This is a genomic window from Microvirga alba, assembly GCF_015694465.1.
GTDB classification, from domain to species: Bacteria; Pseudomonadota; Alphaproteobacteria; order Rhizobiales; family Beijerinckiaceae; genus Microvirga; species Microvirga alba.
In genome coordinates, this window is sequence record NZ_JADQDO010000002.1 from 401110 (window position 1) to 421862 (window position 20753).

Genomic DNA, 20753 nt, shown 5'->3' on the forward strand with positions numbered 1-20753 from the left:
GGCATATCAGGAACTTCTCCCAAAAAGGCCCGCGGGCTTTGCCATGAGGACAATGGCCATGATCACGAAGATGACGGTAGCTGATGCTTCCGGCCAGAAAACCTTGGTCAATCCTTCGACGATCCCCAGGGAGAAGCCCGTGATGATCGAGCCAAGGATTGAGCCCATGCCTCCGATGACGACCACCGCGAAGACAACGATGATGAGGTCGGAACCCATGGTTGGATTGACCGAATAGATGGGAGCCGCGAGCACGCCGGCGAAACCTGCCAGTGCCACACCGAAGCCATAGGTCATGGTGACCAGCAGCGAGACGTTGATGCCAAAGGCTTCCGTCAGCGCCGGGTTTTCCGTTGCTGCCCGCAGATAGGAGCCCAGACGCGTCCTTTCGATGACGAACCAAGTCGACAGACACACGATGAGCGAGGACGCGATCACGAACGCGCGTGAGTTCGGCAGGAACATGAACCCGAGATTGTGCCCGCCGGTGAGAAGCGGCGGCAAAGTATAAGGCATGCCGGTCGCGCCATAGAAGTTCCGGAAGAGACCGGTGATCACCAACGCAAGACCGAATGTGAGGATCATGCCGTAGAGATGATCAAGGTCGTAGAGCCATCGCAGCAGTAAACGTTCGATGAGAACACCGAACAATCCGACCATGAGCGGTGATAGAAGAAGCGCCCACCAATACCCGATACCGAGGTAGTTGAGCAGCATCCAGGCACCGAAAGCGCCCATCATGTAGAGGGCGCCGTGGGCGAAATTGACGATGTTGAGAAGGCCGAAGATCACCGCCAGCCCGAGGCTGAGCATGGCGTAGAAAGCGCCATTGATGAGCCCCAACAGAAGCTGGCTGAAAAGAACCTGAGGAGGGATGCCAAGAAGATCGAACATGAAATCCCCTTTCTAGACGCCAAGATAGCGGCTGAGTTTCGCGGCGCTCGCCGCAAGATCAGCGTTTGGAACCATGTCAACGACCCGACCGTGCTCCATGACGTAGTGGCGGTCCGCAACGGTTGAGGCGAAATGAAAATTCTGCTCCACGAGCACGATGGTGAATCCGCGTGCCTTCAATTCCTTAATCGTGCGACCGATCTGTTGCACGATGACCGGCGCCAATCCCTCCGTCGGCTCGTCAAGGAGCAGGAATTTCGCACCGGTTCTCAGGATGCGTCCGATGGCGAGCATCTGCTGTTCACCTCCGGATAGCTTCGTACCGGGGCTCTTCAGCCGCTCACGAAGATTGGGGAACATGTCGAAAATCTCATCAACAGAGAGGCCGCCATCCTGGACGACGGGAGGGAGCCGCAAGTTTTCTTCAACGTTGAGGCTTGAGTAGATTCCCCGATCCTCAGGGCAGAACGCAATTCCGCTTCTCGCAATGGCGCGCGCACTCAGGCCGATGGTCTCCTTGCCGGAGAAACGGATCGATCCTTTGCGTCGGCGCATGATCCCGATAATGGCCTTGAGCGTCGTGCTCTTTCCAGCGCCATTCCGACCAAGCAGCGTTACGACCTCTCCGGATGGGACATCAAACGTCACACCGTGGAGAACGTGACTTTCACCGTACCAAGCCTCAAGCTCTTTTACAGCGAGCAGCGGCATGGGCCCGGTATATCCAGCGGAAACCCTATGCATGAGGCACCCCGATGTATGCCTCGATGACACGAGGATCCTTCGACACGGTTGCATAATCACCTTCGGCCAGGACCTTTCCTCGCGTCAGGACAGTGATCCGGTCGGACAGCGATGCCACGACCGAGAGATTATGTTCCACCATCAGGATGGTTCGTTTCTGCGAAATTTCCTTAATGAGTGCGGAGACGCGCTCAACATCTTCCTGGGTCATTCCCGCCATCGGCTCATCCAGCAGAAGCATCTCGGGATCCAGGGCAAGAGTTGTCGCGATTTCAAGCGCACGCTTGCGTCCATAGGAAAGCTCGCGAGCCGGGATCATGGCGAACTCCGTGAGACCCACGGCCGTGATCAACTCCCAGGCTTCGTCATGGAGAGAGGAGAGCACGCGTTCGGAGCACCAGAAATCAAAAGAGTCTCCCCGGATGCGGCGCTGAAGGGCGATCCGGACGTTCTCAAGCGCCGTCATGTGACCGAAGACCGCCGAGATCTGGAACGAGCGAACCAGTCCGAGGCGGGCGACGTTCGCCGGCGACATCTTTGTGATGTCACGACCGTTGTAGATGATACGGCCAGCCGTCGGACTCAGAACTTTTGTAAGAAGATTGAAGCAGGTTGTCTTTCCGGCTCCGTTGGGACCGATTAAGGCGTGAATCGTGCCGCGCCGAACGGAAAGCGTGACGTCGTCAACGGCGACAAACCCCTTGAACTCTTTGGTAAGCCCCGATGCGCTCAGAATGATTTCGTTCGCCATGGCTCCATAAACACCGTTGGAGGGCGCGCGCCCGGAGGGCACGCGCCGATTTCAGGTTGGGAGAGGCCGAAGCCTGCCTATGCCGCGACTACTTGCGGACGAGCGAGCACTCGCTCTCCGACAGAGGGCGGAAGGCTTCCTCGCCAGGCACAGTGCGCAGGATCTTGTAATAGTCCCAGGCAGCCTTCGACTCGGCGGGCGTCTTCACCTGCGCCAGATACATGTCGTGAACCATACGACCATCGGCACGGATCTTGCCATTCTTTGCGAAGAAGTCGTTGACCGGGGTTTCCTTCATGCGAGCAACCACCTTTTCGGCGGCATCGCTTCCCACGCCCTCAATCGACTTCAGGTAATGCATGATCGCCGAGTAGACGCCGGCCTGAGACATCGTGGGCATTGCGCCGTGACGCTTGAAGAAACGCTGTGACCATTCACGGGTTTCGTCGTTCCGATCCCAATAGAATCCCGTCGTCAGGTAGAGACCCTGCGCCGTCTGAAGTCCGATCGAATGGACATCGGTCAGGAAGATAGCAAGCCCCGCGATCTTTGCTTTCTGCGTAAGACCGAACTCTTGTGCCTGCTTGAGGGAGTTGATCGTATCGCTGCCGCCGTTGGCAAGCGCGATCACATCAGCGTTCGTGCTCGGAACCCGCATCAGGAACGAGGAAAAATCGGACGTGTTGAGCGGATGCTGCACCGATCCGACAACCTTTCCGCCCGTCGCTTCGACGACACGCGCAACGTCCGCCTTCATCGTGTGACCGAATGCGTAGTCAGCGGTCAGGAAGTACCACGACTTGCCGCCTTCCTGAACAATGGCCTTGGCCGTGCTCACAGCGGCGGAATAAGTGTCCCAGGTCCAATGGATACCATTGGGTGAACAGGCCTTGTTGGTGAGATCGGCCGTCCCGGCACCAGACACGATAAGGACGCGGTTCTTTTCGCGCGCCAATTCTTGAACGGCAAGCACAACGGACGAGTTGGGCACATCGATGATCATGTCGACGCCCTCGGCGTCGAACCAGCGCCGGGCGATTTGTGTGCCCACATCAGCCTTGTTCTGATGATCGGCGCTGACAAGCTCGACCTTCTTGCCACCAATCTTGGTGCCGAAATCCTCAATCGCCATTTCGGCGGCAACGACCGAGCCCTTGCCGGCCAAAGAGGAGAATACTCCCGTCTGGTCAGTGAGCACGCCGATTTTGACGGTGTTGTCAGATAGCTGCGCGGAAGCTGCCGTAATGGAGCAGGCCGCGCCGATGATGCCGAGGCAGAGTTTTTTCATAGAGTCCTCCCGATCGATATCTTGGAATTGATGGCGTTCATTTTTGTTGTTGCGCCCGGAGATTGCCAGAAAACCACTACCGTTGTGCAAAAAAATATTCCGCTACGCGGAAGGATTGAGGCGTTTCTATCCCGGATCGAAATTTATCAAAGTGCGCTCATGTCGATAGTGCTGAGCGCGGCAAACCAGCGAGCTACGAGATCACTTGCTCGTTGTCATCCATCAGAGAAGGCCACGAATGAGACCTCCATCCACCGCGATGTTTTGTGCCGTGATATAATCGGCGTGACGGGAACAGAGGAAGGCGCACAGGGGACCGAAATCCTCTGACGTGCCGAGACGGCCCGCCGGTACGGATGCTGCCATGCGTGCCGATGCTTCCGGCTCCGTGATTCCGTCGCGCGTCGCGCGAGCTCTGATGACGCGATCGAGTGCGCCGGTGGCCATGAGCCCAGGCAGAATGTTGTTGACCGTTACGCCCTTGCCGGCAACCTCCCGCGCTAGGGTTGCCATCGCTCCCGTCAATCCGGCACGTACTCCGTTGGCGAGGGCCATGTTCGGGTACGGTTCTTTGACGGCAAACGACGTGATGTTCACGATCCGGCCGTACCTGGCTTCGATCATGCCCGGCAGGAGAAGGCGCGCGGCTTGGATTGCCGACAACATGTTGACTTCCAACGCCTTACGCCAGGTTTCGACCGTGTGATCCGTGAACTCACCCGTCGGTGGGCCGCCTGCATTCGTGACGAGGATATGAAGTGGTCCGAGCTGGCGCTGGGCTTCCTCGATGAGACGCGAGGGCTGATCCGGGTCAGCGAGATCTCCCTGCACGAAGATGGCTCCATCCCCAAGCAGAGCAACCGCATGCGCTCCCTCGTCGGCATTGCGGCCATTGACCGCGACGCGAACGCCGGCTGCACTCAACTCCCGGGCACAGGCGAAGCCAAGGCCCTTCGTGCCGCCCAGTATCAGTGCGGTTTCGCCACTTATCCTGAGATCCATGAGATCGTCCCTTTCCTGTCTTGGGCGTCCCTCCCTCCCTTTCGAAAGGGAGAGCGACGAGTTTGCATTCCCGGGTCTTATGCCCCCGTGTAGTTCGGAGCCCGCTTTTCCAAGAACGCCCGCATGCCTTCATTCTTGTCGTTGGTGGCGAAGAGAACCTGAAGCGCCTTTCGCTCGAGAGCGAGCGCTGCGCCGAGCGGTGCGTCTTGACCGTGAAGAATGACTTCCTTGATCTGCGCAAGCGCAATTGGCGGAAGCTTGGTTAACTGCTCGGCCATCGCCATCGCTGTTTCGAAGACTGCCTCGTCCGCCACCACCTTGCTGACGAGGCCCATGTCGCAGGCCTCTTCGGCATCAATGATCTCACCCGTGAGGCACAGGCGCATTGCCTTGAACTTGCCGACCGCGCGCGTCAGGCGCTGGGTTCCGCCTGCGCCCGGCATGATGCCGACGCGTACTTCAGGTTGGCCGAGCTTGGCGCTGCGTCCGGCAATGATGATATCCGCGTGCATCGCGAGTTCGAGGCCGCCGCCGAGCGCGAATCCATTCACTGCGGCGATGACAGGCTGCGGGCATCGACCGACGGCTTCCCAGAGCCGCTCATTGTGACGCAGATACATGTCAACTGCGCTGATCTCCGCCATGTCCTGAATATCGGCACCGGCGGCGAAGCTGGTCTCGTCACCGGTCAGGACCACGCAGCGTAGCGCGGTATCATCCACGAAGCTCTCGAAGATTTCCGCCAGCCTGCGTCGCACCGACATATTGAGGGCATTGCGCACCTTTGGTCTGTTGATGCGAACCACCGCAATGGCGGCGCTCTTGCGCTCGAGAATAACTTCCGAAGTGGCGGGGTTATCCATCATGCTTTCTCCACCACGAGGGCAATGCCCTGCCCCACGCCGATGCACATGCTGCACAACGCCCGCTTTGCATCGCGCTGTTGCAGTTCCAGCGCTGCTGTCAACGCGAGGCGCGCACCGGACATGCCGAGGGGATGCCCGAGGGCGATGGCGCCGCCGTTGGGGTTTACATGCTCGGCATCGTCCGGAAGCCCGAGTTGGCGCAGGCATGCCAACGCCTGGGCCGCGAAAGCCTCGTTGAGCTCGATCACATCCATGTCGGAAATCTGCAGGCCGAGACGGGCCATCAATTTTTGACTGGCGGGAACCGGGCCGATGCCCATGATCCGTGGCTCAACGCCTGCCGTCGCGAGGCCAGCGACGCGGGCGAGAGGAGTCAGACCGTATTCGGAGACCGCCTCTGCCGACGCAATGACCATAGCCGCGGCACCATCGTTAACGCCCGAGGCATTGCCTGCAGTCACACTCCCCCCCTTTCGGAACGGGGTGGCCAATTGGCCGAGCTTTTCCAGGGTGGTCTCGCGGGGATGCTCGTCGCGCTCGACCCTGATCGGGTCACCCTTTCTTTGAGGAACGCTGACTGCCACGATCTCGCGATCGAAACGGCCCGATTGTTGCGCGCGCGCGGCGCGTTGCTGACTGCGCACGGCGAACGCATCCTGGTCCTGCCGGGAAATCTGGAACTGCTCGGCAAGGTTCTCCGCCGTTTCAGGCATGGAATCGATGCCAAACCGCCCCTTCAGGACGGGGTTGACGAAGCGCCATCCGATCGTCGTGTCGAAGATGTCGGCGGAGCGAGAGAACGCGGTGTCGGCCTTGCCCATGACAAAGGGCGCCCGTGTCATCGACTCGACGCCACCCGCTATGATGACCTCGGCCTCGCCGGCCCGAATAGCCCGTGCGGCCTGGCCGACCGCATCAAGACCGGAGCCGCAGAGCCGGTTGATCGTCGTTCCAGGTACCGTATCAGGCAGGCCAGATAAAAGAACAGCCATCCGCGCGACGTTGCGGTTGTCCTCCCCGGCCTGGTTGGCACAACCCAAGATGACATCATCGATTGCATCAGCGGGGAGCTGGGGCACCCGCGCCATCAGTTCGCGCAGGACAAGGCCTGCCATGTCGTCGGGCCGCACGGCCGCCAGCACGCCACCATAGCGCCCTATCGGAGTTCGCACGCCCGCGCAGATATACGCTTCCGTCATGGAGCGATCTCCTTAGAGGGGACAGTCTTTGGTGAAGTTCGGACGTCGCTTTTCGCGCAGGGAGGCCAGGCCTTCCTGGACATCCGGCCCCTTGAATCCCATGAATTCGAGCGCGAGCGATGTGTCGAAGGTCGGTCCAGCCATGCGCAGCCAATTGTTCAGCGCGTACTTGGTCCAGCGAATGGCGGTCGGCGATCCGGCGGCAAGCTTTCTTGCCACCTCCAGAGCCTTGTCATGGAGCTGCGCGTCGTCGACACACAAGGACACCAAGCCAATGCGCTCCGCTTCCTCACCGCTCACCGACTCGCAAAGAAGAAGATAGTATTTCGACTTCGCGAGACCGCAGAGAAGCGGCCAGACGATCGCTGCGTGATCGCCCGCAGCAACGCCGAGCCGCGTGTGTCCGTCAATGATACGAGCAGAGCGGGAGGCGATCGATATGTCAGCCAAAAGACCGGCAACGAGGCCGGCGCCGACAGCCGGGCCCTGCATGGCGGAAACGATCGGCTTGGAGCAATTCACCAGGTTGTAGACCAGATCACGAGCTTCTTTCCACACTCGCGTGAGCGTGTGGAAGTCTTCCGTCATCTCCTTCACGAGATCGAGATCCCCACCCGAGGAGAATGCCTCGCCCGCACCGCGGATAATGACCGCCGAGACGTTGGGATCGGAGTCGATGTCGCGCCAGATTCGAACCAGTTCGCCATGCATGACGGCATCGGCCGAGTTGAGGCGGCCTGGATTTTCCATGGTAATCCGCAGGATGCGCTCTTCTGGCCAGTCGAACTTCAGTCGGCTGTAATTCGCGTAATGGCTGCTCATATTTTTTTCTCCCGATCTCTCCAGTAGGGCTCCCGCAGGATGTTCTTCTGAATCTTGCCAATAGGGGTCTTGGGGAAATCCGGCACAAATTTCACGACGCGAGGACGCTTGAATCGGGCCAGACGCTCTGCACAATGCGCCACGATCTCATCCTCGCTCACCACCATGCCGGCCTTGATCTGAATGTAGGCCACGGGCACTTCGCCCCATTTATCGTCGGGGATGCCGAAGACCGCAGATTCCGCGACGGCGGCGTGCTCATAGAGGACGTTCTCGATTTCCTTCGGATAAACGTTCTCGCCGCCGGATATGATCATGTCTTTCGAACGGTCCACGAGAGTGACGAAGCCCTCCTCGTCCACCGTCGCCAGATCGCCGGTCCAGCCCCAGCCATTCCGGAAGAAGTTCGCAGTCTGCTCGGGTTCCTTGTAGTACTCAAGCATGACGTTTTCGCCGCGCGAGACGAGTTCGCCGATCTCTCCAGCCTTGACCGGTTTCCCATCACGATCCACGACCGCGACATCCACATTGTATCCTTGCCGGCCGATAGAGCCGAGTTTGCCGGGCAGATACCAATGCCGCAGGACGGTCAGCACGCCGACCTCGGATTGACCGTAGATTTGAGTCAGCTTCAGATCTGGAAGTTTCTCCAGCAGCTCCCGTTGCACCCAATCAGGCATCGGCGCACCGGCGAAGGCGAGCTTGGTCCATGTCTTGTAATTGGCCGCGTCGAATGCCGGATCGCTGACAACCATGCTGGCCTGGGTCGGCACCATGAAGACCGCCGTCATACCCGTTGTGCGCGCCATGGCGGCAAAATCGGCGACGTTCCACTTCGACAGGAAGGTACTGGTCGCCCCGGCGAGAACAGCCGGCTGGAACATGATGTTGAGCGCGGCCACGTGAAAGAGAGGCGTGACGATGCCAACGACATCGCGCTCATCGATCGCCTCTTCGACCATGACCGTATGAGCCGTGATCATGCGGTTGCGATGGCTCGTGAGAACACCTTTCGGGCGGCCCGTTGTGCCGCCCGTGTACGTCATGCTGAACGGGTCGTCCTCATGGATGTCGACAGGGGGATGGTCCTCAGAGCCGCGTGCGAGGATCGCCTCGAACGGAATCGCTCCCTCGACCTCGCCGCCAACGCAGATGAGCGTCTTGATCCTGGGCAGATTGGCGCGCGCCGCCATGACCTTCTCGGCGAACGGATGCTCGAAGATCAGGATTTCAACATCGGCCTTGTCGAGCACGTACTGCAGTTCTTCGGGCGCATAAAGAACGGAGATATTGACCAGAACACCTCCCGAGCGCGCGGCGCCGAAAAAGGTGATGCCATACTCGGTACGATTGCGGCTGATGATGCCGACCTTGCCACCCTTCGCCAGCCCGAGATCAATCAGGGCGTTCGCCAGCCGATTGGCGGCCAGGTCGAGATCCCGGTAACTGAGTGACGTGCCGTCCCAGAGGATGGCGGGCTTCCTAGGAAAACGCTCGGCCGAGCGACGCAACATGTCACCAGTCAGCATCCTGTTCCTCCCTTATTCCGCGGTGAATAACTATTCATTTCCGTAACGGCGGTTGCGTGGACTTTCTCCGAGAGCAGTGCTATTCGCAACGGGTATTTGCGAAAAGCCTTTCCGCAGTGCGGAATAGTTGGGACGTTGTCATGGAGCGTGCAGACCGCCAGTTTGTCGATGCTTTCGCGAGAGGTCTGGCCATTCTCGAAGCCCTCTCGCGCGCGCAGCGGCCGTTGAGCAACGGCGAGCTCTCGCGGGCCACCGGGCTCCCGCCTTCGACGGTCAGTCGGTTGACCCACACGGCAATGGAACTGGGCTACCTACGTTTCAGTCAGTCAAAGCGCGCTTACGAGCTGACCCCCAAGAACCTGGCTCTCGGCTATCCGGTACTCGCGGGGATGACAATGCTCGATCGGGCGAAGCCCATGTTGAAGCAGCTTTCCGAAGAGACCGGAGAGACCGTCGGCCTCGTGATCCGTGACGGGCTGCATGTCACCTTTGTCGAAGTCGTCCAGGGCTCCGAGCTTGTCGCAGTGCGGCTCGCGACGGGCGGCCGTCTGCCCGTCGCCGTGTCTGCGGCGGGGATCGCGATTCTCGCTGCAATGCCAGAACGTGACCGGCGATTGCTTGCCGCGCGTGTGTGCGCTCACCTCGCCAAGCGCGGCGGCAATGTCGAGGCCTTCAAAGCCAACCTCGCTGAAGCATGCGAACTCGGCATCTCCTTCATTCGCGATGCCTGGCGGCGTGGCATCGGCGGCATCGCTGTCGCCCTTGAGGACAACGGCGAAATGGCAGCGATCACCATACCGATCGCCACCGGCAGCGTCAGCGAAGCTGACATGAGGGGTCGCCTCGCCGACGCGCTGAAGGGAACCGTCACGACCCTGTGGGGACCGTAGGGCGGCCCTCACACCGTCCAGACAGGAATACCGAGCGAGGCCCGGCGACGCAGCCACTGACTGGGGCGATAACGGTCGTCGCCTGTCAGCGACTGCAACGCCGTCAGCACAGCGAGGACATGACGCGGGCCAATCGATTGGGCGAATTCGAGCGGACCTTGCGGGTAATTGAGACCAAGGCGCATGGCCTTGTCGATATCTCGAGGAGCAGCAAGCCCCGCCTGAGCCATCTCACAACCGAGATTGGCCACCATTGCTACAATTCGTTGCGCGATGAAGCCTGGAGAATCCGCAATTGCCGTTACAGCGCGGCCGCTCCCAATCAGTGCATTGATGACCGCCTGCCGAATGGCGGGATCGCAGCCTGGTGCCGTCATGGCGGTGATCCGCTTGGATGTATCGAAGCTCAGATCCAGAGCCACCAGCCGGCGGGCGTCACTTCCCGTGCGCGTGGCGAAAGCGGTTGTGTCCTCTCCAAGCGGCGCACCCAACAGCGGCGAAACACCGTCATCCGTGTCGAGAATGGAAACCCCCAGTTCGAGTGCCAAAGTCTTTAGCACGTCGCTGGGCTCAACCAGAAAAACCTTCTCGGCGGCAGCGCCCATTCTGACGGCGTCGGCCGAGGGCTTCTGCGCTCCCTCGCCATAGTGATAGAAGCCTCGTCCCGTTTTGCGACCAAGCTGGCCGGTCTCCAGCAGGTAGCGATGATAGGGCGTCGAACGCAGGCGCGGATCGCCAAAGAAGCTCTCGTGAACGAAACGCGTCACGGGGAAGTTTACGTCAATTCCGGTCAGATCCATCAATTCGAACGGACCCATACGAAAGCCGCAGCAATCACGCATGACGGCATCGATTTGTGCGGGGGTCGCCACGTTCTCGTGCAGGATGGCAAGCGCCTCGGTGGTATAGGCCCGGCCGCCGAGATTGACGAGAAAGCCGGGCGTGTCCCGCACGACGACGGGGTCCCGCCCAAGCCGCTTGCCCAGCGCGACGAGGGTTTCGACGACCGCGTCAGTTGTATCCGGACCGGGGATGACCTCCACCAGCCGCATAAGAGGAACCGGGTTGAAGAAGTGCAGGCCACCGACCCGCTGGCGGTGCTTCAGCCCCGCCGCGATGGCGCCAATCGGCAGAGATGAGGTGTTGGACGCGAGGATGGTCTCTTCACTGACGATCCCTTCCAGGGCTTTGAACAACTCGCGCTTGACGTCGAGATTCTCGACAATCGCCTCGACGATGACGTCACAAGCGGCAAGGTCCTCGATCCGGTCCGCCACGTTGAGGCAGGCGATGGTCGTCTCGGCTTCGTCAGCCGTGAGCTTACCTTCATCGACCCGCTTTCGTAGGCGCTTGGCAACGTCATTCCTGCTGTTGGCCGCGGCGTCCGCGCGCATGTCGAAGATGTGCACGTTGATCCCGGCGGCGGCAGCAACCTGGGCAATCCCTGAGCCCATGGCACCGGCTCCGACGATGCCTAAGGTGAGACGGGCTTCGTTTGTGTTCCCCATGACTCTTGTCCTCTCTGTGACCCGCGTGAAAAGCCTGTCCTGCACGTCACCGTGAGCATGCCGACCAAAGAACGGACATTGGAGTTCGTTGCGGAAAAGCGGTTCTTGAATGGGGCCTAAAAGACCTTTGTCAGGCAGACCGGTCAAGCGAATTTGCGGAAAACTATTCCGCTGTGCGGAACAGTTTCAGTCGCCTCACCGCTCCCGCTCCGCTAGAGTGGCGGCCTCAAGAATCGCCTGCCTTTCCTTCCGTGATACAAGAAGACCCGACTATGCCGAATGAGCTTCGAGACCCAAACCATGCGGCGGCCGAGCTCATATTGACGGAACTGGGTGAGGGCTATCGTGTCCTGACGCTCAACCGCCCTTCCCGCCTGAACGCCTTCAACGTCTCGATGCACGAGGCATTGATGGCTGCTCTCGATGAAGCAGAAGCGGATGCGGCTTGCCGAGCTGTGATATTGACAGGCGCGGGACGCGGATTCTGCACAGGCCAGGATCTCGCGGATCGGATTCGTCCGGACGGATTGGCGCCGGATCTCGGAGCCAGCCTCGATCAATACTACAACCCACTCGTGCGCCGTCTGCGCTCCTTCCGGTTCCCGGTGATTGCCGCGGTCAACGGGGTCGCCGCAGGTGCAGGCGCAAACATCGCGCTGGCCTGCGATATCGTTATCGCTGCCCGTTCGGCGCGCTTCCTCGAACTCTTCACGAATCTTGGCCTTGTTCCTGACTGCGGCGGCACCTGGTTCCTCCCGCGCCTGATCGGCACCGCTCGCGCCAGAGCTGTGGCGCTGCTCGGCGAGCCGCTTTCCGCTGAGCAAGCGGCTGAATGGGGATTGATCTGGAAAACATGCGACGATCAGGCACTGTTGCCTGAGGCCCGTGACATCGCTGCGCGCATCGCCTCGAAGCCGCCTTACGGCGTCACACTGACGAAGGAAGCACTAGAGGCCTCCGCTACCAACGACCTCACGACTCAGCTCGATCTGGAACGCGATCTTCAGCGCGAGGCGGGCCTTGATCCGGGGTATGTGGAGCGTGTCAAAGCCTTTCTCGTAAAGCGATGAGCACCGGAGATACCATTTCCGCCAAGCTTCTCTGTCGCGGGTCTTTCGGCCACTCAGGTCGCATCGGGTGAACTTGCTGCGTCACCGAAACTCAGGCCCAACGGGCTGTTGATCGTCTCAATCGGCCCTTGTGGTGACAGGCCTTCTGCCCCCATCATCTTGTTGAAGAGTCCGCCAGGCTCAGGAGGTGCGACATGCCACGCCTGTTCACCGGCATCGAGATCCCGGCCGAGGTCGGCCTTCAGCTCTCGACCTATCGCGGCGGGCTCCCTGGAGCGCGCTGGATCGATCCCCAAAACTACCACATCACCTTACGCTTCCTCGGCGACATCGATGAGCGCATGGCCGAGGATGTGCTGTCGGTCCTTGGCGAGAGCCGCCGGCGCGACCCCGTCAACGTCACCCTCGACAGTCTCGACACCTTCGGCGGGTCGAAGCCGCGCACGGTCTTTGCCCGCGCGGTCGCGACCAACGGGATCAACGATCTGCAGGCGGAACAGGAGCGCCTGGTGCGCCGGGTCGGCCTGCCGCCGGAAAAGCGCAAGTTCACGCCCCACGTGACCCTTGCGCGCCTGCGCGACGCCTCGCCCATCGACGTGGCGGATTACTTCGCCACACGCGGGCATTTCCGGAAACTGATCTTCACCGCCCGCCGCTTCGTGCTGTTCTCATCCCGCGATTCCGTTGGCGGCGGCCCATATGTCGTCGAGGCGGCCTACCCCCTAGGCTAGGGCTCGACAAAAGATACGGTATTTCATAAACCGACCCCATGGCATCACTCATCTTCGTCACCCATCCCGAAGTCGTCATCGACCCGAACCAGCCGGTTCCCGAATGGCCGCTCAACGCCATCGGGCGCGCCCGTATGGAGCGTTTCGCGGAGACGCTTGCGGGCAAGAATGTCTCCGCCGTTTATGCCAGCACCGAGCGCAAAGCGATGGACGGGGCTGAGATCGTCGCCGGTCGCCTCGGCCTGCCCTATCGGACCGACGAGCATCTCGGTGAAAACGACCGCTCGGCAACCGGCTACGTCGCCCCACCGGAATTCTGGGAGATCGTAGCCGAATTCTTCGGACGCCCGCATGAGAGCGTGCGCGGCTGGGAGCGGGCCATCGACGCGCAGGCCAGGATCGTCAAGGCCGTCACCTCCGTCGCGCGGGACGAGCCCACCTCCGGCGACATCGTCATCGTTTCCCATGGCGGCGTCGGCTGCCTGCTCACCGCCCATCTGCAAGGCGTCGCCATCGGCCAGGAAAGCCGTCCCTCTCATCCGGGCGGCGGCTGCTATCTCGTCCTCGACCGTGATCCCCTTGCCCTGAGGCGCGATTGGCGCGTCATCGAGGATGGTTTCGGAGCGTGAGATTGTCTCCGCGCCCGTTTTGAGACTTGCGCCATCCGCCATGGGGGACTAGCCCGTCTTCACCGAGCGCCGCTGAAAAAAGCGCGACAGGAAGCGGGACGAAAACAATGGACGGCAAGCGCATCGCGCAACTGGCTCCGGGCATTGCCCTGTGCATTGTTATCTCGCTGATCGCCATCGGCCTGCAGCATCTGGAAGAATTCTGGAGCGGCCGCCCCTATCTCGAAGCCCTCGTCATCGCAATCCTGCTCGGCACAGCCGTACGGACCGCGTGGAATCCGAGCCTGCGCTGGATTCCCGGCATCGTGTTCAGCGCCAAGACCCTGCTCGAGATCGCGGTGATGTTGCTTGGCGCGTCGATCAGCTTTCAGGCCGTGATGCAAGCCGGCTCCGGGCTTATCTTCGGCATCGCGGTCGTCGTGGCCGTCACCATCGGCGCGAGCTATGGCTTATCCCGCCTGCTCGGATTGCCGAAACGCATGTCGATGCTGGTCGCCTGCGGCAACGCGATCTGCGGCAATTCCGCCATCGCGGCGGTGGCCCCCGTGATCGGCGCGAAGAGCGAGGACGTCGCCTCCTCCATCGCGTTCACGGCCATTCTGGGTGTGATCGTGGTGCTGACCCTGCCTTTCTTCGTGCCGCTCCTCGGATTGTCCGCGACGCAATACGGCGTGCTCGCGGGCCTCACCGTCTACGCTGTGCCGCAGGTGCTTGCGGCCACCGTGCCGGTGAGCGTTGTCTCGACGCAGCTCGGCACGCTGGTGAAGCTGGTCCGCGTGCTGATGCTCGGGCCAGTGGTGATTCTGCTTTCGATCATCGCGGGCCGCAGCTCGCCCGCCGCGCGAAATAGCCTGTCGCTGAAGCGTCTCGTGCCCTGGTTCATCGTCGGCTTCCTGGGCCTTGCGGCTTTGCGCTCCTGGGGCGTCATTCCGGATGCGGTCTTGAGCCTCGTTCTGCCGACGGCGACGATGCTGACGGTCGTCTCCATGGCGGCGCTGGGTCTGGGGGTCGATCTGCGCGTGCTCGGCCGCGTTGGCGGGCGCGTGACGCTGGCGGTGACGCTCTCGCTTCTCGTTTTGATCGCCATCAGCCTCGGGCTGATCCGGCTCTTGGGTGTTGCTTAACCTTCGTCGGGGCTTGAAACTGCGACCGGGAACGTCATCACTCGTGTCAACGGTTCAGGGGAAGCAACGCGATGAAGCCTTTGAGTGATTCCGAACGCGCCGAGCTTTTGGCCGGTCTCGATGGCTGGAGCCTCGTGGAAGGTCGCGACGCGATCCGCAAGCATTTCATCTTCGACGATTTCAACGCCGCCTTCGCCTGGATGACGCGCGTCGCGATGGTGGCGGAGAAGATGGACCACCACCCGGAATGGTTTAACGTCTATCGCAAGGTCGACGTGACGCTCTCCACCCACGACGCCAACGGCCTCACGCGCCGCGACATCGAGATGGCGCAGCGCATGGACCAGTTCGCGGCGGGCCTCAACGAGGCCTGAGTTTCATTTCGGCTGCATGCGCAGCGCGCCGTCGAGGCGGATCGCTTCGCCGTTGAGCATGTCGTTCTCGACGATGCTCCGGACGAGCTGCGCATATTCCTCCGGCCGTCCGAGGCGCGAGGGAAACGGCACGTTGGCTTCCAGCGCCTTGCGATAATCCTCCGCGATGCCCTCGAAAAGCGGCGTGTGGAAAAGCCCCGGCATGATCGTCATGACCCGGATGCCGAAGCCCGACAAGTCGCGGGCGACGGGGAGCGTCATCCCGAGCACGCCGCCCTTGGAAGCCGCATAGGCCGCCTGCCCGATCTGCCCATCCTGCGCGGCAACGGAGGCCGTGTTGACGATCACGCCGCGCCCGCCATCCGCTGTTACCGGATCGAGCCCGGCCATGGCGGCGGCGCTCTTGGCGATCATGCCGAAGGTGCCGATGAGGTTGATCTCGACCGTGCGGCGGAAGGAGGCGAGATCGTGCGCGATCAATTCGCCGGTCTCACGCTTCTTGGTCACTGTGCGCTTTCCCGGCGCGATGCCGGCGCAGTTGACGAGGATACGCTCGACGCCATGAGCCGCGCGCGCCTTCGCGAGCGCCGCGTCAACGGAGGCCTCGTCCGTCACGTCCGCGAGGCAGAAGATCGCGCCGATCTCACCTGCCAGCGCCTCGCCACGTTCTGCGTTCAGGTCGAAGATCGCAACCTTCGCGCCGTGAGAGGCCAGCATGCGGGCGGTTGCCCCGCCGAGACCGGATGCGCCGCCTGTGACAATGGCTGCCATAGATTCGTCGAGCTTCATGGGTTTCCTCTCGCGCGTAGCGATGATGCGATGTCTTTAAGATATACGCCGGCGCGGACAAACGAGATTGTTGCAAGATTGTCGAAGGAGAAAGACCGCATGAGCGAGGCATTGACGAAGCCTTTCAGCAAGGCTGAGATGGACGCCATGCGCCAGGCAGTCCGCGATGAGGAAGGCGTCACCCGCAAGTTCTGGGCCAAGCTGAAACGGGTCGGAAGCCGCATCCCCTTCGCCGAGGAGCTTTTGGCCGCTTTCTATTGCGCCACCGACCCGGCGACCCCGAGACGGGTGAAACTGATTCTCATGGGCGCGATCGCCTATTTCGTGCTGCCGACCGACGCCATCCCCGACATCCTGCCGCTCATCGGCTTCGCGGATGATGCGGCCGTGCTGGCGGCAGCGATCGCGCAGGTTTCGGGCTCGATCACGGAGCAGCATCGCGCAAAGGCGCGGGATACTTTGCACAGCCAGGCCTGACATGCTCCGCGCACGCGAGAATCGATGACCGGGAAGCACCCTGTAATGGCGATAGAATACACGAAACAACCTTGGGTCGAGGCAACTGGACGTTGTTTCCTCTGCGGAATCTAAGGAAATATTCCGCTATATTTTCTCATTTATCTTCTTGCGTCACCATTTTATACGTTATATAGTTCTTTTCGTGAGACGTTGAGTCTTGCTTTTCACTTATGCCTTTGAACCAAAAATCATCATTTCAAAGCACCTGGAGGCCGCTGTTGCGGCCTCTTTTATTTTTGTCCCCATGGATCGCGCTCCCACGCCACCTTTTCGACGCATCGGACCCGCACAAGCGCGGGTGCGTCGAAGGGTGGGACCCTCCTCACCCGGGCTGTCCCCAGCTGTCCTCCTTGTCGGGGCACAATCCGCACGGGAACCGGAGACCCCGGTGGCGGATCGTGCTTTAACGGACATGGTGAAGAGTTCTTAACCATCTCGTGTGTAGGCTTCGCTTCATGATTCTCGCATCTCTTCAGCGCGGCTTGGCCGCGGGCATCATCTCCGCCGTTTTCCTTATCGGGGCCGGGCCTGTTCAGGCGCGGACTCAGGTCGCGCAGGCCAAGACTCCGGCCAAGACGCCCGCCAAACCGGCGGCAGCGTCGAAGGCCAAGCCTGCGGCCGCGGGCGCGGCGGTCGGGGCAGCGGCGGCAACGGCAGCCAAACCCGCTCAGGCGGCGACGGGCCCCGGCGGCGCGGCGCTTCTGGCGTCCTACGGCGATTGGGGCGTCTATACCGCCCAGTCCGGACGCTCGAAGATCTGCTACGCCCTGAGCCAGCCGAAGGAACGGCTGCCGAAGAACCTGAGCCGCGACCCGGCCTATCTCTTCGTGTCCTTCCGCCCGGCGGAAAACGTGAAGAACGAGGTCGCGCTCGTCCTCGGCTTTGCCGCCAAGGACAACGGTCCCTCGAACGCCGCCATCGGCACCACATCCTATGCGCTTCTGACCAAGGCGACGAATGCGTGGCTCAAGAACCCGGCTGAGGAGACTCAGGCCATCGCCACCATGTCGAAGGGCCAGAACGTCCTGGTGAAGGCGCAATCGGCCCGAGGCAACCAGCTCACCGACCGCTATTCGCTCAACGGCTTCGGGCCGGCGCTCGAGCGCGCGCGCAAGGAATGCGCCCAACAGTGATTTCAGGCGAAGCGCTGCCGTTTCGCCTTTGAGAATCATTGTGTTTCAAGGCCCACGGGCGACCTCTGCGGCCTCCCCGTACGAAATTGCGTTGAGCCCTCACGTTTCCGACGCAATCGTGCTATACGAGCCGCTCGTTCCCTTCCAACCAAGGCGTGATTTCCCATGGCGACGGCGCTCGACATCGCCAAGCTCAACCCCAATGCGGTCCCGCTGACCGTAACCGATTCCGCGCGCGCTGCCGGCCAGGAGGCTCTGTCGCAAGAGACTCTCTCGATCGAGAAGACGGCCGAGATCAATGTGGTCGCGGGCGCGTCTCCCGGCGGCGGTTCGCTCGTCGGCCTGACCCGTGATGAGCTGAAGGACAGCCTTGCCAAGATCGGGGTGCCCGAGCGCGAACAGAAGATGCGCGTGGCGCAGCTCTGGCACTGGATCTATTTCCGCGGTGCGAAGCACTTCGACGAGATGACCAATGTAGGCAAGCCCTTACGTGCGGCGCTCTCGGAGGCCTACACGCTCGCCCGTCCCGAGGTCGTCTCCGAACAGGTATCGAAGGACGGCACCCGCAAGTGGCTGATCCGCATGCCCTCGACCGGCCCCTTCGACAAGGGCGCGGAGATTGAGTGCGTCTATATCCCCGAGGTCGATCGCGGCACGCTGTGCGTATCGAGCCAGGTCGGCTGCACGCTGACCTGCTCCTTCTGCCACACGGGCACGCAGCGTCTTGTGCGCAACCTGACCTCCGCCGAGATCGTGGCGCAGCTCGTGGTCGCCCGCGATTGCATCGGCGACTGGCCGGATGCGACGCCGCCGGAAGGTGCGCAAGAGAAGGGACTTTTGCCGACCGATGGTGGACGCTTCGTGTCCAACATCGTGTTCATGGGCATGGGCGAACCGCTCTACAACACGGACAACGTGGTTGCCGCCATCAGCGTCCTGTCGGACAACGAGGGCCTCAGCCTCTCGCGCCGCCGCATCACGGTCTCCACCTCCGGCGTCGTGCCGCAGATAGAGCGTTTGGGCGCGGAAGCGAACACCATGCTGGCGATCTCGCTCCACGCCGTGCGCGATGATCTGCGCGACGAACTCGTGCCGATCAATCGCAAATACGACATCAGGGAACTTCTCGACGCCTGCCGCGCCTATCCCGGCCTGTCGAACGCCCGCCGCATCACGTTCGAATACGTGATGCTGAAGGACGTGAACGATTCGGATGCCGATGCGCGCAAACTCGTACAGCTGCTCAAGGGCATTCCGGCCAAGATCAACCTGATCCCGTTCAATCCCTGGCCCGGCTCGAAATACGAATGCTCGGATTGGGAGCGCATCGAGCGCTTCTCCGAGATCGTCTATCGCGCCGGCTACGCCTCCCCCGTGCGCACCCCGCGCGGCCGCGATATTCTGGCGGCCTGCGGCCAGCTCAAGAGCGAGACGGAAAAGCTGCGCGCCCGCGCCCGCATGATGCTCGAACAGGGCATCGGAGCGGAAGGGGTGTATGCGTTGGGGGATGGGGAGTAAGACGACGGAACGTCCCCTTTCATGGGAAAACATTTTTTCCTGCCCCTTGCCGCGTTGTCCGGCGCGATCTGCGGCTGGATCTATTGGGTCATTGCAATAAGGCGGACGATTGAAAGCCCCCGTGCTATAGCTAGCCCATGATCCGCTGGCTTCTCCTCATCCCGTTCGCGCTCCTCATCGCCATCGGCGCCAGCAGCTTCTTTCTTTTCATTGCCTCCATCATCGACCCGGTCATGGCGAACCTGACCGGGGAGACGCTGTTCGTCGGGTTCTGGGGATTCTTCGACGCGATCTTCTCCTCGGACGATCCCGGATCGGTCGTGGCGGACGCCCTTTCCGATGTCGGGCGTCTGATCTTCACCCTCCTCGTCTTCCCGGCCCTTCTCGTCGCCATCGTGGGCGAAGTGATTCGCGCGCGCAGCTACCTCTGGTATGCGGGCGCGACCGGCGTGCTGACGGCGGCGGTGCCATGGATCCTGCGTGGCTCGGCGCGCGTCGCCTCACCGGGCGAACTGCACGTGAGCCTGGTCCTCGGTCTGACGGGGGCCGTGGCGGGATTCGTCTATTGGCTGATCGCCGGACGGGACACCGGCGCAGACCGTCAGGCGCCACGCTGATTCCCCCCCCTTGCCGGGACGGCAGGGGTGGAGGGAAAGCAGCCTACCGCGCCGCCGTCGCCAGAATTTTCACCGCGAAGGCCGAAAACAGCCCGGCGAAGGAATAGTCGATCGCCCGCATCACCTTCGGGCGGCGGCGCAGCAGCGCGATTACCTTGTCCGCGCCCAGGATCATGATGGCTGCCATCGGCGCGGTCAGCGCGATGAAATAAAGCCCGAGGAAGACAAGCTTCTCCGCCGCATTCGGATCACCCGCCTGCACGAATTGCGGCAGGAAGGTCACGAAGAACAAAACGACCTTGGGATTCGTCAGGTTGATCCCGACACCCACGAAAAAGGTCCTCCAGATCGACACCTCGGCCTTGTCGTCCTGCTTCAGGTTGAGCGCCGAGCCGTGCCGCACGGCGTCGATGGCGAGCCACAAAAGATAAAGCGCGCCGACGATTTTCAGCACCATGAAGGCGGTGACGGAGGCGGCAAGCAGGGCCGACAAGCCGAGCGCGGCGAGCAGGGTGTGGAAGCAGCATCCCGTCATGGCGCCCAGCATCGAAGCGATGCCCGCCCTGCGGCCGCCCGCCATGGTCTTGGCGAGAAACAGGCTCATGTCCGGCCCGGGCGTGATGAACAAGACCGTGCAGGCGAGCGAATAGGTCAGCAACGTGCTGAGATCGGGCAGGAAAGTCATCTCTTTCATCCAAGCGTGGCAATAATGGGGGAGGTGCGCGTTGATGGCACTCTATCACCGGAAAAACCGCT

Annotated in this window: 22 protein-coding genes; 10 read left to right on the forward strand and 12 right to left on the reverse strand. The window is 61.6% G+C overall.

What is annotated here, in order from left to right; genetic code table 11:
- Positions 1-6 precede the first annotated feature (6 nt).
- From I2H38_RS06185 to I2H38_RS06225, 9 genes are all read right to left on the reverse strand, one after another.
- Positions 7-894, reverse strand: a complete 888-nt coding sequence (locus I2H38_RS06185) for a branched-chain amino acid ABC transporter permease (protein ID WP_196270947.1) — start codon at positions 892-894, stop codon at positions 7-9.
- Between the two features lie 12 nt (positions 895-906).
- Entirely contained in the window at positions 907-1605 is a 699-nt protein-coding gene (locus I2H38_RS06190; RefSeq protein ID WP_229426571.1) for an ABC transporter ATP-binding protein, read from the reverse strand.
- 25 nt (positions 1606-1630) lie between these two features.
- Positions 1631-2389, reverse strand: a complete 759-nt coding sequence (locus tag I2H38_RS06195) for an ABC transporter ATP-binding protein (protein WP_196270949.1) — start codon at positions 2387-2389, stop codon at positions 1631-1633.
- An 88-nt stretch (positions 2390-2477) separates the two neighbouring features.
- On the reverse strand, positions 2478-3677 hold the full coding sequence (locus I2H38_RS06200) for an ABC transporter substrate-binding protein (protein WP_196270950.1): 1200 nt from the start codon (positions 3675-3677) through the stop codon (positions 2478-2480).
- A 222-nt stretch (positions 3678-3899) separates the two neighbouring features.
- On the reverse strand, positions 3900-4679 hold the full coding sequence (locus tag I2H38_RS06205; protein WP_196270951.1) for an SDR family oxidoreductase: 780 nt from the start codon (positions 4677-4679) through the stop codon (positions 3900-3902).
- A gap of 77 nt (positions 4680-4756) precedes the next feature.
- On the reverse strand, positions 4757-5542 hold the full coding sequence (locus I2H38_RS06210; protein ID WP_196271332.1) for an enoyl-CoA hydratase-related protein: 786 nt from the start codon (positions 5540-5542) through the stop codon (positions 4757-4759).
- Positions 5542-6744 carry a 3-oxoadipyl-CoA thiolase gene (gene pcaF, locus I2H38_RS06215; protein WP_196270952.1) on the reverse strand — a complete coding sequence of 401 codons (1203 nt, stop codon included), beginning with the start codon at positions 6742-6744 and terminating at the stop codon, positions 5542-5544. The genes I2H38_RS06210 and pcaF overlap by 1 nt, the downstream gene beginning before the upstream one ends.
- Before the next feature lie 12 nt (positions 6745-6756).
- Positions 6757-7566 (reverse strand): enoyl-CoA hydratase/isomerase family protein, encoded by an 810-nt coding sequence (locus I2H38_RS06220; RefSeq protein ID WP_196270953.1) that lies wholly within the window; start codon positions 7564-7566, stop codon positions 6757-6759.
- Complete coding sequence (locus tag I2H38_RS06225; protein WP_196270954.1) at positions 7563-9095, reverse strand: class I adenylate-forming enzyme family protein; 1533 nt, start codon at positions 9093-9095, stop codon at positions 7563-7565. Before I2H38_RS06225 ends, I2H38_RS06220 begins: the two co-directional genes overlap by 4 nt.
- A 140-nt stretch (positions 9096-9235) precedes the next feature.
- Between I2H38_RS06225 and I2H38_RS06230 the strand changes: the two genes are divergently transcribed.
- On the forward strand, positions 9236-9985 hold the full coding sequence (locus tag I2H38_RS06230; RefSeq protein ID WP_196270955.1) for an IclR family transcriptional regulator: 750 nt from the start codon (positions 9236-9238) through the stop codon (positions 9983-9985).
- Between the two features lie 8 nt (positions 9986-9993).
- Here I2H38_RS06230 and I2H38_RS06235 read toward each other — a convergent pair whose 3' ends face one another.
- Entirely contained in the window at positions 9994-11493 is a 1500-nt protein-coding gene (locus I2H38_RS06235) for a 3-hydroxyacyl-CoA dehydrogenase (protein ID WP_196270956.1), read from the reverse strand.
- Positions 11494-11765: 272 nt separating this feature from the next.
- Between I2H38_RS06235 and paaG the strand changes: the two genes are divergently transcribed.
- From paaG to I2H38_RS06260, 5 genes are all read left to right on the forward strand, one after another.
- The gene (gene paaG / locus I2H38_RS06240) at positions 11766-12563 is read left to right on the forward strand and encodes a 2-(1,2-epoxy-1,2-dihydrophenyl)acetyl-CoA isomerase PaaG (RefSeq protein WP_196270957.1); all 798 of its coding nucleotides are present in this window, start codon (positions 11766-11768) and stop codon (positions 12561-12563) included.
- 194 nt (positions 12564-12757) lie between these two features.
- Positions 12758-13294: an RNA 2',3'-cyclic phosphodiesterase gene (thpR, locus tag I2H38_RS06245; RefSeq protein ID WP_196270958.1), complete on the forward strand. Its 537-nt coding sequence runs from the start codon at positions 12758-12760 to the stop codon at positions 13292-13294.
- Positions 13295-13332: 38 nt separating this feature from the next.
- Positions 13333-13923, forward strand: coding sequence for a histidine phosphatase family protein (locus I2H38_RS06250; protein WP_196270959.1), 591 nt, complete (start codon positions 13333-13335; stop codon positions 13921-13923).
- 107 nt (positions 13924-14030) lie between these two features.
- Entirely contained in the window at positions 14031-15047 is a 1017-nt protein-coding gene (locus I2H38_RS06255; protein ID WP_196270960.1) for a YeiH family protein, read from the forward strand.
- 71 nt (positions 15048-15118) lie between these two features.
- Positions 15119-15421 (forward strand): 4a-hydroxytetrahydrobiopterin dehydratase, encoded by a 303-nt coding sequence (locus I2H38_RS06260; protein WP_196270961.1) that lies wholly within the window; start codon positions 15119-15121, stop codon positions 15419-15421.
- Between the two features lie 3 nt (positions 15422-15424).
- Here the strand turns inward: I2H38_RS06260 and I2H38_RS06265 are convergent, their stop codons facing one another.
- The gene (locus tag I2H38_RS06265) at positions 15425-16210 is read right to left on the reverse strand and encodes an SDR family NAD(P)-dependent oxidoreductase (RefSeq protein ID WP_196270962.1); all 786 of its coding nucleotides are present in this window, start codon (positions 16208-16210) and stop codon (positions 15425-15427) included.
- 138 nt (positions 16211-16348) lie between these two features.
- Here I2H38_RS06265 and I2H38_RS06270 point away from each other — a divergent pair, with 138 nt between their 5' ends.
- The 4 genes from I2H38_RS06270 to I2H38_RS06285 all read left to right on the forward strand — a co-directional run bounded on the left by I2H38_RS06270 (position 16349) and on the right by I2H38_RS06285 (position 19997).
- Positions 16349-16687 (forward strand): YkvA family protein, encoded by a 339-nt coding sequence (locus tag I2H38_RS06270; protein ID WP_229426606.1) that lies wholly within the window; start codon positions 16349-16351, stop codon positions 16685-16687.
- Between the two features lie 497 nt (positions 16688-17184).
- Positions 17185-17862, forward strand: coding sequence for an invasion associated locus B family protein (locus I2H38_RS06275; RefSeq protein ID WP_196270964.1), 678 nt, complete (start codon positions 17185-17187; stop codon positions 17860-17862).
- Between the two features lie 165 nt (positions 17863-18027).
- Positions 18028-19380, forward strand: coding sequence for a 23S rRNA (adenine(2503)-C(2))-methyltransferase RlmN (gene rlmN / locus I2H38_RS06280; protein ID WP_196270965.1), 1353 nt, complete (start codon positions 18028-18030; stop codon positions 19378-19380).
- A 137-nt stretch (positions 19381-19517) separates the two neighbouring features.
- Entirely contained in the window at positions 19518-19997 is a 480-nt protein-coding gene (locus I2H38_RS06285) for a hypothetical protein (RefSeq protein ID WP_196270966.1), read from the forward strand.
- A gap of 43 nt (positions 19998-20040) precedes the next feature.
- Here I2H38_RS06285 and I2H38_RS06290 read toward each other — a convergent pair whose 3' ends face one another.
- Positions 20041-20682 (reverse strand): LysE family translocator, encoded by a 642-nt coding sequence (locus tag I2H38_RS06290; RefSeq protein WP_196270967.1) that lies wholly within the window; start codon positions 20680-20682, stop codon positions 20041-20043.
- Positions 20683-20753: the final 71 nt, after the last annotated feature.